The organism is Chromatiales bacterium, assembly GCA_020445605.1.
Taxonomy (GTDB): domain Bacteria; phylum Pseudomonadota; class Gammaproteobacteria; order JAGRGH01; family JAGRGH01; genus JAGRGH01.
Genome location: JAGRGH010000006.1, coordinates 1 through 13592, shown reverse-complemented (window position 1 = coordinate 13592; position 13592 = coordinate 1). Strand labels below are relative to the sequence as shown.

General features: G+C 65.0%; 10 protein-coding genes. 7 read left to right on the top strand and 3 right to left on the bottom strand.

Going from position 1 to position 13592, the window contains the following annotated elements:
• The first annotated feature begins 47 nt into the window (after positions 1-47).
• The 3 genes from KDG50_00945 (at position 48) to egtD (ending at position 4117) form a co-directional block, all read left to right on the top strand.
• Positions 48-1166 carry a HupE/UreJ family protein gene (locus tag KDG50_00945; protein MCB1863971.1) on the top strand — a complete coding sequence of 373 codons (1119 nt, stop codon included), beginning with the start codon at positions 48-50 and terminating at the stop codon, positions 1164-1166.
• A 745-nt stretch (positions 1167-1911) separates the two neighbouring features.
• Positions 1912-3168, top strand: a complete 1257-nt coding sequence (gene egtB, locus KDG50_00940; protein MCB1863970.1) for an ergothioneine biosynthesis protein EgtB — start codon at positions 1912-1914, stop codon at positions 3166-3168.
• Positions 3161-4117, top strand: coding sequence for an L-histidine N(alpha)-methyltransferase (gene egtD, locus KDG50_00935; GenBank protein ID MCB1863969.1), 957 nt, complete (start codon positions 3161-3163; stop codon positions 4115-4117). The genes egtB and egtD overlap by 8 nt, the downstream gene beginning before the upstream one ends.
• A 113-nt stretch (positions 4118-4230) precedes the next feature.
• Here the strand turns inward: egtD and KDG50_00930 are convergent, their stop codons facing one another.
• Together KDG50_00930 and queF are read right to left on the bottom strand one after the other, a co-directional pair.
• Positions 4231-5496 (bottom strand): FGGY-family carbohydrate kinase, encoded by a 1266-nt coding sequence (locus tag KDG50_00930; GenBank protein MCB1863968.1) that lies wholly within the window; start codon positions 5494-5496, stop codon positions 4231-4233.
• Entirely contained in the window at positions 5493-5882 is a 390-nt protein-coding gene (queF, locus tag KDG50_00925; protein ID MCB1863967.1) for an NADPH-dependent 7-cyano-7-deazaguanine reductase QueF, read from the bottom strand. Before queF ends, KDG50_00930 begins: the two co-directional genes overlap by 4 nt.
• A 75-nt stretch (positions 5883-5957) precedes the next feature.
• Between queF and smc the strand changes: the two genes are divergently transcribed.
• From smc to ligA, 3 genes are read left to right on the top strand one after another with little or no spacing between them, the layout of a single operon-like run.
• A complete protein-coding gene (gene smc / locus KDG50_00920; GenBank protein MCB1863966.1) occupies positions 5958-9449 on the top strand; it encodes a chromosome segregation protein SMC in 3492 nt (1163 codons plus the stop codon).
• Between the two features lie 57 nt (positions 9450-9506).
• Entirely contained in the window at positions 9507-10304 is a 798-nt protein-coding gene (locus KDG50_00915; protein ID MCB1863965.1) for a cell division protein ZipA C-terminal FtsZ-binding domain-containing protein, read from the top strand.
• Positions 10301-12565: an NAD-dependent DNA ligase LigA gene (gene ligA / locus KDG50_00910; protein ID MCB1863964.1), complete on the top strand. Its 2265-nt coding sequence runs from the start codon at positions 10301-10303 to the stop codon at positions 12563-12565. Before KDG50_00915 ends, ligA begins: the two co-directional genes overlap by 4 nt.
• Here the strand turns inward: ligA and KDG50_00905 are convergent.
• Positions 12550-12714: a hypothetical protein gene (locus tag KDG50_00905; GenBank protein MCB1863963.1), complete on the bottom strand. Its 165-nt coding sequence runs from the start codon at positions 12712-12714 to the stop codon at positions 12550-12552. The two genes, ligA and KDG50_00905, sit on opposite strands and share 16 nt — an antisense overlap.
• A 444-nt stretch (positions 12715-13158) precedes the next feature.
• Here KDG50_00905 and KDG50_00900 point away from each other — a divergent pair, with 444 nt between their 5' ends.
• Positions 13159-13446: a segregation and condensation protein A gene (locus KDG50_00900; protein ID MCB1863962.1), complete on the top strand. Its 288-nt coding sequence runs from the start codon at positions 13159-13161 to the stop codon at positions 13444-13446.
• Positions 13447-13592 lie beyond the last annotated feature (146 nt).

Below are 13592 nucleotides of genomic sequence, written 5' to 3'. Positions count from 1 at the left end.
TGCGATCGTTTCCCAAGGCCCCGTTTCGACGGGGCCTTTTCGTTTTCATGCTTGCGCTGGCGGCGCTGTTCGCGGACGTCGCGCGTGCCGATGTCGTCAAGCCGACGATGGTCGACATCGCCGTGCACAGCGACGGGCAGGTGTTCGTCGAACTGCACGTCTCGATCGAGGCGCTGCTGACCGGCATCAATGGCCGCTGGCGCAACACCAAGGATGCACCGCAATCCGACGCCTACGACGCGTTGCGGGTGCTGGAGCCTGACGCACTCGCCACAGAGTTCGTGCCATTCAGGGCGCGGCTGCTCGACGGCATCGAACTTCGTTTCGACGGTCAGCGCATTCCGCTCGACATCACCGAGACGAAGATCCCGGAACCCGGCTATACGAAAGTCCCACGCCCGAGCGTGCTGTACCTGCACGGCACGGTGCCGCGCGGGGTGAAGACCCTGACCTGGTATTTTCCGCGTGAGTTCAGCGACAACGCCGTGCGTGTGAAACAGGTCGACGACGTGCGACAGCAATGGCGCTGGTCGGACTGGGTCTGGATCAACGAGGACATCGCGTCCGATCCATTCCCGATCGAAGACGGTTTCGTGAAGCGGCCGTTCGGCGAGGTCGTCTGGGGCTATATCAAACTCGGTTACAACCATATCGTGCCGATCGGCATGGATCACATCCTGTTTGTCGTCGGCATCTTTCTGCTGACGGCGCGGTTTCGCCCGCTGCTCGCCCAGGTGACGATGTTTACGATTGCGCACTCGATCACGCTGGCGCTGGCGGTGTATGGAGTCGTTGAACTGCCCGCGCGCATCGTCGAGCCGCTGGTGGCGCTGTCCATCGCCTACATCGGTATCGAGAACCTGTACAGCCGCAAGGTGCAGAAGCGACGTCTTCTGCTTGTGTTCGGCTTTGGGCTGCTGCACGGGCTCGGTTTCGCCGGCGCGCTGAAAGACTTCGGCATGCCACCCGGCGATTACGCGACCGCGCTCGTGAGTTTCAACATTGGCGTGGAACTGGGCCAGATCGCGATCGTACTGTCCGCGTTCGCGCTGTTCGCCGGCTGGTTCGCGCGGCGCTGGTGGTATCGCCGGGCAGTGGTGATTCCCGTATCCGTCATAATTTCGTCGATCGGACTGACCTGGACGGTCAGTCGTCTCGCGGCCTAGTGTCCTGTCCCGCAACTATCTATCGTTTCTGCGCAGCTGAGCAGGGCTGAATCAAGGCGGCGATGCGCAGCCATAGCCAGGCTATGGTCAGGATCGCCAACGCTGAGTCAGCCCGGCTCAGCCGCGCCCGCAGGGAGGTCTTCTACGGTTCGAGGGCTGTGTTGCGCCGCTTGCCAATGGAATGACCATTGCCTTCACGACGCGCCTTGCCATCGAACCGTAGGAACCCTCAGAAATGACAGATAATTGCGGGGCAGGACACTAGCTGGCAGATTACCGTCGGCCCCATTCGTTGCGCGGGAAGATTCGGCGCCGTGATAGTGCCTCGCGCCTGGTGGATTCCGCCGAGACACATATCCCCGTGCTTCACCCTGTGTGCCGCGCTTGTATCGTGATTACGGAAACTCTGAATTGTCAGAGTTTCCCGCGGCACATGGACGTGCCGCCACAACCACGGCTGTAAGCCGTTGAGAATGAGAGAAAACGAAAAATCACACTTTTTCGTTTTCGCTGCTCTGGCAATCCGGGACGGATTGATCAGAGCTTCCTTAGTCAATCCTGGCGCCGGGGCAACGCCCATCCCGATGGTTGATGCGGGCCCCTGTTTGCCACGGCGTAAATGCATTTGTGTGGCGCCTCGATCAGTGATTGCACCGGGGACTTCCTCTCCCCACGCTGGAGATGATCGTCATCGGGCTTTGCTATCATCAACATTCTTCCCTGACCGCAGACCACGCCGGACGTGATGGAAACCATGCCCGCAGCCGAGCGCAACGACCTGGCACAACGCTATCAGGCCGTTCGTGCGCAGACCGAACGTCTGTGCCAGCCCCTTGCACCGGATGACTATCAGATCCAGAGCATCCTCGAAACCTCACCGCCGAAATGGCACATCGCACACGTCAGCTGGTTTTTTGAGGCGTTCGTCCTCGGCGAGTTTATGCCGGGGTATCGGCCCTTTCACGAGAAATTTTCCTATCTGTTCAACTCCTACTACCAGACGGTGGGACAGATGCAGCCGCGGCCGGACCGGGGATTGCTGTCCCGTCCGACTGTGGACGAGGTTTACGCCTACCGTCGTCACATCGATGCAGCGATGCTTGAGCTCCTGCATACCGATACCGGTGAACAGCGTCGGGAGATTGAGTTTCGAACCATCCTCGGACTGCACCATGAACAACAGCACCAGGAGCTGTTGCTCATGGACATCAAGCACAACTTCTGGGTGAACCCGCTGCGCCCGGTCTACCAGAATCACGGCGTCGCGGCGGCCAAGGACCGGACGCCCTTGGACTGGCTGACGGTCGACGTGGACAGCACCGAAATCGGACATGGGGGCGATGGGTTCAGTTTCGATAACGAAACGCCGCGTCACCGGGCAATGCTGCGGCCATACCGTATCGCAAACCAGCTGGTCACCAATGCGGAGTTCCTGGCATTCATGGAGGCAGGCGGTTACGAGCGGCCAGAACTGTGGCTTGCAGACGGCTGGCATCTCCACCAGAAGCAGGGCGCTCGCTGCCCGCTGTATTGGGAGCGCCGTGACGGGCAATGGCATGAATTCACCCTGTCCGGCATGCAGAAGCTGAATCTTTCACAGCCCGTATGTCATGTCAGTTTCTATGAGGCCAACGCCTTCGCAAACTGGAAAGGCCTCCGCTTGCCCACTGAAGCGGAACTGGAGCATGTGCTTCAACGCCGGTCTTTGGATGGCAACTTTGTCGAATCCTTGACGCTGCACCCCGTTGAATCCGCGGAAGGCAATACCTGGTTTGGAAATGCCTGGCAGTGGACCCAGTCGGCATATCAACCCTACCCAGGATTCAGGCCGCTGGAAGGTTCCATGGGGGAGTACAACGGTAAATTTATGTGCAACCAGATGGTGCTGAAAGGCGGTTGTGCATTGACACCAAGGGCTCACGTGCGCGCCAGTTATCGGAACTTTTACTACCCCCGCGATCGCTGGCCCATGACCGGAATACGGCTTGCGCAGTATGTCTGATCCCAAGTTCCATGACCTTCACCCGAAAGCGGCCAGCCTCGCGCGTGCCGTGCGGGAAGGCTTCGCGAAGAGTCCCAAACAGATTCCGCCGAAGTTTTTCTACGATGAGAACGGCTCGCAGCTGTTCGACCAGATCTGTGAACTGCCGGAGTACTACATCACTCGAACCGAGCGAAGGCTGCTGCGTGAATATGCCGATGAGATCGCCGCAGCCGTCGGCGATGATGTCACCTTGGTCGAACCCGGCGCGGGCAGCGCTGAAAAGGTTCGTCTGATACTGGGCCAGGTGCGACCCAAATCCTACGTTGCCGTGGACATCTCCGGAGATTATCTGCAGGGAGCGATTCTGACCTTGGCCAGCGACTTCCCATGGCTGGACGTGCACGGCGTGTGTGCGGATTTCAGCATGGGCCTGACCATCCCGAAGCAGCTGAGCAGTGGACGTCGGGTCGTGTTCTTTCCCGGCAGCAGTCTGGGCAATTTTGAACCGGGCCATGCGTTGCGGTTTTTGGAAGACGTGCATCAGTTCATAGCGCCAGACGGTGCCCTGATCATCGGCGTGGATACCAAGAAAGACCCGCAAATCCTGCATGACGCATACAACGATCACGCCGGGATCACCGCCGAGTTCAACTTGAATCTGCTCAGACGCATTCGGACCGAGCTCGATTCCGACATCGATCCCGAGAGTTTCGAACATCGGGCGCACTACAATGACGTTGTCGGACGCATTGAAATGCATTTGGTCAGCCGCGAACCACAAACCGTGCGCATCAACGGGGATCAGTACCGGTTCGACGCGGGTGAAGCAATCCACACCGAATCGTCCTACAAGTACAGCACCAGGGAATTCGCGCAAATGGCCCGCAAGGCCGGACTGCATCTGATCAACCAGTGGCAGGACGAAGACGGGCTTTTCGCCCTTTACCATCTGGTCTGCGCGGCGTAGGTCGGTGTGGAGCGGGTCGGGGGCGCAACCCTCGCATCGCAGATCGTTCAGGCCGACGGTTGGCGGTCGCTGCGTAACTTAAACCCAACAGCCTCCGCGATACCCGGGGCGGTTCAGTGGTCGCGTGCCAGAAGCGCGCCGCCGTAGGCGGCTTCGGTGTGTTCGGCCGCGTGAACCGGAACACCCGTCAGCCGCGAACGTATTTCACTCCAGACGGTGTTTCTTGCACCGCCGCCGAGCGTGACAATCTCCCGCAACGCTGGTGCGCCAAGCGCATGCAGCACATCAAAGGCGCGGGCCTCGATCTTTGCGATGCCCTCGAGCAGTCCGTGCAGGAACACAACGTCGTCGGTCGGTCGCGGCTGGAGTTGCGGCGTACGTTGTGGATCGGGATCGGGAAAGCGTTCGCCGGTTGCAGGCAACGGGTAGTAGTCGAGCCCGCTGGGCTGGCTGGCGTTGATGTGGCGGCTGAGTTCGGCAATGGTCGCGTCGTCGAAAAACTGCCGCACTACCGCGCCGCCGGAATTCGATGCACCGCCGGCCAGCCACAGGTCGCCAACGCGGTGGCTGTAGACGCCACGCGCGGCGTCAAAGATCGGCCGGTCGCTGACGATCTTCACGACGAGCGTTGAACCGAGGCTCGTGATGCCGCGGCCCGGTCGATCCAGCCCGGCCGCGATGGCGGCGGCCGTGCTGTCCGTCGTGCCGGCCACCACTTCGCAGTCCGGGTCCAGATCGAGTGATCGCGCGACGGCGGAATCGAGGGTGCCGAGTCCGGTGCCGGGCGCAACCACGCGCGGCAGTTCGCCCAGCGGGATTCCCAGGCGTTCCAACCACGCGGGCCAGGCCCGCTCGACCGGGTCATAGCCCATCTTCAGCGCGTTGTTTTCATCGCTGACGTCGTAACGCCCGAGCAGCCGCCCGGCGATCCAGTCGGCCTGGTGCACGAACCGTGTACCGCGCGGATGCAGTTGCGCAAGCGTCAGACATTTGGCAAGGCTCGATCCCGCGCCATGCGCGGCACTCTCGGCTGGTGCGACTGCGGCGATCTTCGCTGCGGCTTCCACGCAGCGCGCATCGTCGTACATCCAGGCCGGGCCGAGCGGCTCGCCCTGGGCGTCGATCGGCAGCACGCTCGCGGAGGTGCCGTCGACGGCGATTGCGCGGATGCGCAGGCCGGGGTCCCGTGCGATCGCGCCGATGACTTTGCTCGTGGCTTGCCACCACGCGCCCGGGTCCTGCTCGTGGCGGTTCGCCGCAGGGCGGGTGCCAGAGAGCAGGGCGGATTCGGCGCTCGCTGCGATGTCTCCGACGGAGTCGATCGCGATGGCGCGGACCCCGGACGTGCCGAGGTCCAGGCCCAGCCAGACGTCACTCAGGGCAGCGTGACCGGCTCGGGCGGCCGCCAGTCGGCGGCCCGGTGTTCGGCGACGACGGTCGTGTAGATGCCGCCGCGTACGTTGAACTCCGCGCGCAGGCGCAGAAAACGCGGCGCAAGTGCTGCGACCAGATCGTCGGCGATCGCATTGGTCACCGCCTCGTGGAAGGCCCCGGTATCGCGGAACGACCACACATACAGCTTCAGCGACTTGAGCTCGACGCAGCGCGCGTCCGGGACGTATTCGAGGTCCAGGGTCGCGAAGTCCGGCTGGCCGGTCTTCGGGCACAGGCAGGTGAATTCAGGCACGCGGATGCGGATCGTGTAATCGCGCCCCGGCTCGGGATTTTCGAAAGTTTCCAGGGACTTGGAGGGCTGACTTGGCATGGCGAATCCGGGCGCTGACGGGGCGGCCGTGGCGCGCTTGTCGCCACTTGCCGGGGCCGGGTATTGTAGCCGCCCATGCGTCTGGAGCGGATCAAGCTCGCCGGGTTCAAGTCCTTCGTCGACCCCACCACCGTCGTCCTGCCGGGCGCGCTGGTCGGCATCGTCGGGCCGAATGGCTGCGGCAAGTCCAACATCATCGATGCCGTGCGCTGGGTCATGGGCGAGAGCTCGGCGAAGACCCTGCGCTCGGAGTCCATGGCTGATGTCATTTTCAACGGCTCGGCCTCGCGCAAGCCGGTGGGTGTGGCGTCGGTCGAACTGGTGTTCGACAACAGCGATGGTCGCGCCGGCGGTCAGTACGCGCAGTACAACCAGATCGCGATCAAGCGCCAGGTCTCGCGCGACGGCCAGTCGATCTATCTGCTGAACGGCACGCGCTGCCGGCGCCGCGACATCACCGACCTGTTCCTCGGCACGGGGCTGGGGCCGCGCAGCTACTCGATCATCGAGCAGGGCATGATCTCGCGGGTCATCGAGGCGAAGCCCGAGGACCTGCGCAACTACCTCGAGGAGGCCGCCGGCATCTCGCGCTACAAGGAGCGCCGGCGCGAGACCGAGAACCGCATCCGCCACACGCGCGAGAACCTCGATCGCCTGAACGACCTGCGCGAGGAGGTCGCCAAGCAGATCGAACGTTTGAAACGGCAGGCACGCGCGGCGGAACGCTACCAGTCGCTGCGCGACGAGGAGCGCCGCACCCGGGCCGAGTGGCTGGCGCTGCGCATCCGCGCGCTGCGCGAGGAACTCGAGCAGGCCGACCGCCGCATCGCCGAGGCGCAGAACGCGCACGAGGCCGCGGTCGCCGGTCAGCGCCGTGCGGAGCGCGAGATCGAGACCGCGCGTGCCGAGCAGACCGAGGCACACGACAGCTTCAATGCCGTGCAGCGTCGCTACTATGAGGTCGGCGCGGACATCGCGCGCGTGGAGCAGTCCATCGCACATTCGCGCGAGGCGCGCTCGCGAATCGACACGGATCTGGCGACGCTCGGCCGGACCCTCCAGCAACTGCACTCGCAGCGCGAAACCGATCTCGAGCGCCGTCAGGGCGCGGAATCGGCGCTCAGCGATGCGGCCCCCGATCTCGATCGCCATCGCACCGACGTTGAAGCCGCGCAGCGCGCGCTGGTCGATGCCGAATCGGTATTCGCGCGCTGGCAGCAGGACTGGGAACAGCTCAACGACGCCGCGGCGGATCCGCGCCGCAAGGCCGACGTGCATTCGGCCGAGGCCGCGCAGATTCGTGATCGCCTGACGGAACTCGAACGTCGCGCGACGCGCGTCGCTGAAGAACTTGCCGGGCTTGGCCTCGAAGCGGTGGATGCCGAATGCACGGATGCGCGCCGCGGCCACGACGAACTCACGACCGCGCAGTCTGCGGCGCAGGAAACGCTCTCCGGCGCGCGCGACGCGGTGACGAGTGCCCGTACAGCGCTGCAATCGCGCGCCACCGAACTCGATGCCGCGGCCCGCGAACATCATCGTCTGGCCGCGCGGGCGGATTCCCTGAAGGCCCTGCAACGGCAGGCCTTTGACGCCGACGGCAAGGCACCGCAGGCCTGGCTCGGCGCGCGCGGGCTGGACCGCGCGCCGCGGCTTGCGGCGACGGTGCGCGTGACCGACCGACGCTGGCGCGATGCCGTCGAGGCCGTGCTTGGCGACTGGCTCGCCGGGGTCGGGGTAGCCGATCTGGACGCCATGCTCGGCGCGGATGCGCCTCCGAAGGGCGTGCGCCTGATCGCGACCGGCGCGGGTGAATCGCCAGCCGCCGGCACGCTGGCGGCAAAGGTCGAATCCGCCTGGCCGCTGGCCGCGCTGCTCGGGCAGGTCCGCTGCGCCGACGATTCCGCGAGCGCGCGCGCGATGCGCGCCGGGCTCGGCGCGCACGAGTCGGTCATCACGCCCGACGGACTCTGGCTGGGCCGGAGTTGGGCGCGTGTGGCTGGCCAGGCCGGCGCACAGATCGGGCTGCTGGCGCGCGAGGATGAGCTGCGCGAGGTCGATGGCGCGCTGAAATCCGCGGCAGCCGCGGAACAGCAGGCGCGCGCTCAGCGCGATGCGGCGCAGGGCGCACTGGCTACCGCCGAACAGTCACGTGAGGACGCGCAGCGCGCGCTCAATGACGGCGCGCAGCGGCTCGGCGATGCGCGGGCCCGGCTGCGTGAACTCGAGGCCCGGCGCCAGCACGCGAGCGAACGCCGTGATGCGCTGCAGCGCGAGCGCAGCGAAATCGAACGCCTGCGCGGCGAACTGTCGGCACGGGCCGATGCACTCGCCGCGGCGGCCGATGCGGCGCGCAGTGCGCTGGCCGAATTCGATGTGCAGCGCGAAGACCTCGCGACCCAGCGCGACGGATTGCAATCGGCGGTGCTCGAGGCGCGCGATGCGGCGCGCAGCGCGCGCGAACGCGCGCATGCGCTGGAACTGCGGCTGGGCGAATTGCGTGCAACCGTGGATGCGACGGCAACCGCGATCGATCGCAGCGCAAACCAGATTCGCGACATGGAACAGCGCAGCGCGGAACTGGCCGAAGCGGCCGCCCATGCGCTGGCGCCGCTGGCCGAGTACGAATCGAGCCTGAAGACCTACCTCGAACGCCGGGTCGAGGTCGAGCGCGAACTCAGCGCGGCGCGCAACCGGCTCGAGACCATCGAGGCACGGCTGCGCGAACTCGACACCGAACGCGCGAAGGCCGAACGCGCCGTGGGCGAACGCCGCGAGGTGTTCGACAACGAGCGCATGGCGCGTCAGGAGGTGGCCGCGCGCAGCACCGGGGTGTCGGAGCAACTGGCCGAGACCGGGCATGAACTCGAAGCCGTGCTCGGCGCGCTGCCGGACCAGGCCGACGTGCAGGGCTGGGCCGAGCGGCTGGAACGGCTGGCCACGCAGATCGAGCGCCTCGGGCCGATCAATCTCGCGGCGATCGACGAACACCGCGAGCAGAGCGAACGCATGGCCTATCTCGACGCGCAACACGCGGACCTCACCGAATCGCTCGATACGCTGGAAGGCGCGATGCGCAAGATCGATCGAGAGACGCGTACGCGATTCAAGGAAACCTTCGATCGCGTGGATGCGGGCGTAAAGGAGATGTTTCCGCGCCTGTTCGGCGGCGGCCACGCCTATCTGGAACTCACCGGCGAGGATCTGCTCGAGACCGGTGTGTCGATCATGGCGCGACCGCCGGGCAAGCGAAACACCAACATCACGCAGCTCTCCGGCGGCGAAAAGGCGCTGACCGCGGTCGCGCTGGTATTTTCGATCTTCCAGCTGAATCCGTCACCGTTCTGTCTGCTCGACGAGGTCGATGCGCCGCTGGACGATGCGAACGTCGGACGTTTCTGCGAGATGGTGAAGGCCATGTCCGCGGATGTGCAGTTCATCTTTATCACGCACAACAAGCTGACGATGGAGATCGCCGCGCAGCTCACGGGTGTGACCATGCACGAGCCCGGCGTGTCGCGACTGGTGAGCGTGGACGTGGATGCCGCCGTGGCCATGACCGCGTAATTCACCACGCGCGCCAGCCCATCCGGGGCACGCGCGTCAGACTGCTAGAATGCCGCTGTGGAAGCTGAGCTGCTGCGATTTGGACTGATCCTGGCCGTGGTCGGCGCGGTGGTGGCGCTGATCGTCTGGGACCGTCGCAAGCGTTACGCGCAGGTCGCCCGCGAGGTTCACGAGCCCACGCTCGATACCGTGCCGGCGGGCGAGTCCGCACCGGGTTTCGGCCCGGTTCCGCAGGCCGAGCCGTCGATCGATGCCCCGCCGGAAGAGGCCGAGCGCTTCGCCGCCGAGCTTCGCGAGATCGGCGAACTCCTGACCGAACTCGAACCGCCCAGCGAACCGCGCATGCCGCTTGCCGGTCGGCGTCGTGCCGCAAAGCGCAAGGAATCCAGATCCCAGCCGCAGGGCGAATCCGCCGACCCCGGCATGATCGTGCAGATCAGCGTGGTCGCGCCGGACGGCGAACAGTTGTACGGGCTGGACATCCAGGCCGCGCTGGACGCCGAAGGCCTCGCGTTCGGCGAAATGCAGCTGTTTCACCGGCGCGCGGTCGATGGCAGGCGCGTGCTGTACAGCGCGGTCAACATGGTCGTGCCCGGCGTGTTCAACCCGGACGCGATGGATCGCCTGCGCACACCCGGAATCACCCTGTTCATGCAGCTGCCCGGTCCGCAGGATGGCTTGCTGACCTTTTCCGACATGCTCGGTACCGCCGAGCGCCTGGCCGCAAGGCTTGGCGCACAGCTCTGGGATCAGACCCACAGCGTGCTCACCAAGCAAGCCGTGCAGTTTCTGCGCGAGGAGATCATCGAGTACGGCCGGCGCATGCAACTGGCGGCCGCCGCGCGCGATCTATGAGCGTACCGGCGAAGGCCGCCGCGCGGATCGCGGCCCTGCGCACGGAAATCAACGATCACAACCACCGCTACTACGTGCTCGACGCGCCGTCGATCAGCGACATCGAGTACGACCGACTGCTACGCGAACTTCAGGCGCTCGAAGCCGAACACCCGGAAAGCGTCACGCCGGATTCGCCCACCCAGCGCGTCGGTGCCGCGCCGGCCGAGGGCTTCGCCGAGGTCGAGCATCGCGTGCCGATGCTCTCGCTCGCGAACGCCTTCGATGATGGAGAGGTGCGCGACTTCGACCGCCGCGTGCGCGAACGTCTCGATACCGACGCCGTGCACTATGTCGCCGAGCCGAAGCTCGACGGCCTCGCCGTAGGCCTTTTGTACGAGCAGGGGCGGCTCGTGCGCGCTGCTACGCGCGGCGACGGTCGCCGCGGCGAGGACGTCACGCACAACGTACGCACCATCAAGTCCGTACCGCTGAAGCTCGCGGGCCGCAACTGGCCACGACTCATCGAGATTCGCGGCGAGGTCTACATCGAGAAGGCCGCCTTCGAAGGCATGAATGCGCGAGCACGCGAACAGGGCGAGAAGACCTTTGTGAATCCGCGTAACGCCGCCGCCGGCAGTCTGCGTCAGCTCGATCCGAAACTGACGGCGGCGCGGCCACTGACCATGTTCTGCTACGCGATCGGCGCCGCCGAGGGCGGTCGTCTGGCCACGACGCACTTCGAGCAGCTCGAACAACTGCGCGGCTGGGGAATGCGCGTGTGTTCCGACGTCGAGCGTGTTCTGGGTGCCGGCGGTTGTCTGGACTATTACGCGCGCATGGGCAAGCGACGCGAAGGGCTGCCCTACGAGATCGACGGGGTGGTCTACAAGGTCGATTCGCTGGAGGAACGCGAGACCCTCGGTTTCATCGCGCGTGCGCCGCGCTGGGCCGTCGCGCACAAGTTCCCGGCGCAGGAGCAGAGCACGGTGATCCGTGATATTGAAGTACAAGTCGGACGCACGGGCGCGCTGACGCCCGTCGCCCGGCTGGAGCCAGTGTTTGTGGGTGGCGTGACGGTGACGAACGCCACGCTGCATAACGCCGATTACATCGCGGAGAAGGACATTCGCGTCGGCGATACCGTCATCGTGCGGCGTGCGGGCGATGTCATTCCGCAGGTCATGAGCGTGCGCGTGGATCTGCGCAATCCGCACGCCCAGGTCTATGTCATGCCTTCGCAGTGTCCGGTATGTGGCTCCGATGTCGTGCGGCTCGAAGGCGAGGCCGCGCACCGTTGTACGGGCGGGCTGGTATGTCGCGCGCAGCGCGTGGAGGCGATCAAGCATTTCGCGTCGCGCCGCGCGATGGACATCGAAGGCCTCGGCGACAAGATCGTCCAGCAACTGGTCGATGCCGATCTCGTGCACAGTCCGGCCGATCTTTACCGACTGACCCGGGATGATCTGCTGAAACTCGAAGGCTTCGCCGACCTGTCCGCCGACAACCTCATCGCGGCCATCGAGGCGAGCCAAGCCACGACGCTGGCGCGGTTCGTTTTTGCGCTGGGCATTCCACTGGTCGGCGAGGAGGTTGCGTCCGTATTGGCCGACTATTTTGGCGGCATTCAGAGAATCGTCGATTCGAAGTTCGACGAGTACGAGTTCCCCAGCGGTGTGAAGGGCATCGGCCAGACGGGCGCGGAGAACATCGTCGGGTTTTTCAGTCAAAACACGACCTGGATCACCGAGGGGGCCACCCTGGAGGAACAGATCGGGTCATTGGGCATTGCCGGGCTGAGCCGCAGTCAGGCCAGGGGGCTGGCAGAGGCATTTGCGTCGGTCGAGCAATTGTCCGGCGCGTCCGTGGACGACCTGAAATACGATCCTCGGCATCACCCGATCGGCGGTGGAGTGGGGGGCAAGGTCGCCGAGTCCGTCACCCGATTCATGGCACAGCCGCGCAATCGCGCAGTGATTGAAGAGCTGATCGCACAGGGCGTGCACTGGCCCGATCCGCCTCCCGCACAAGGCGATGCCGTCGCAAGCCTGACCGGCAAGACCTTCGTGCTCACCGGAACCCTGGCCTCCATGAGCCGTGACGAAGCGAAGCAGCGGCTTCAGGCGCTGGGCGCCAAGGTCACCGGCAGCGTTTCGGCGAAGACCGATTTCGTGGTCGTGGGCGACAGCCCGGGTTCGAAGCTGGACAAGGCGCTTGAGCTGGGCGTGCCTACGCTGGATGAGGCGGGCCTGCGCGGGCTGCTGGATCAGCCCGGGCGCTGAACGCGCGGCAGCGCCGTCGGGACGCCGCTCGCGGTCTCGTTGACGCCGGATGCGGTGCGTGGGTCGGTCACGATGACGGTCGCGACGCTGAACACGACCAGCGCGACGGCGACGAACAGGGCCAGACCCAGGCGGACGTGGAACGACATGATGGCAATACCCGATGCCCCAAACCCTGGGGCGATGGCAGGGAAATTGTAGTCCCCGGTCATTACATTCAAGTTTCGCGCCAGCACCGGGGCCGGTCGCGGAACTGCTTCACACGGTCTTCGGTCCGGCGTCGAATCCAGCCAGAAAAGACAGTAGATTCAGATGCTTGCCCGGAGTTCCCGGGGCGGATCTCAAGGGCGCGCAAGTCTGAAGAAGTTTTCGAGAAAAATCCAGTATCTCGCTCTGATTTCGCACAAAACAGGCCGGCCGCACAACTCTGGGGCAATCCAAGATCGCCGCGGCCCGAAATGTCCACCGCAAGCGACCGGCGATGACAGGTGTGCGGTGGGGTACCATTCGCGCTCCGAATCCATTGGCTGGCCCCTGACGCGCCGACTGGCGCAGTAGCCGGGGTTGGCATCGAATTGCGAGCAATGAGCAACATGAACGACCCGAATGCCGTCGCCGATGTCGGCAAGGAACGCGAAATTCTGCGCGCCATGCGCCTGACGCTCGCGGCGATCATCAAGGACGTGACGCCTGCGCCCGGCATGCGCCATCCGCTCTCGGCACAGACCGTGGAGGATGTGCGCCAGTGTCTGGCCCTGATCGCGGCGCGAGAACGTGAAATCGGCGGTGAGGAGCTGTTGCGGCCGCGCTATGTCGACGAGCCGTCGACGCGACAGGTCGTGGCATTTGACCTGCCGGACGGGAAGGGCAGAAAGAACTAGGGCCTGTTCACACTACGCTTGGCGCAGCGTTGCTGCCCCAAAATACGTCAGGCAAGGCGCGAGGAGAGAGGTTTGGCGTGTCTAAATGAACGACGAGCAACGCAGCATGACGGATTTTGGGGCGCAACCCCGCGGGACGGGGCCGT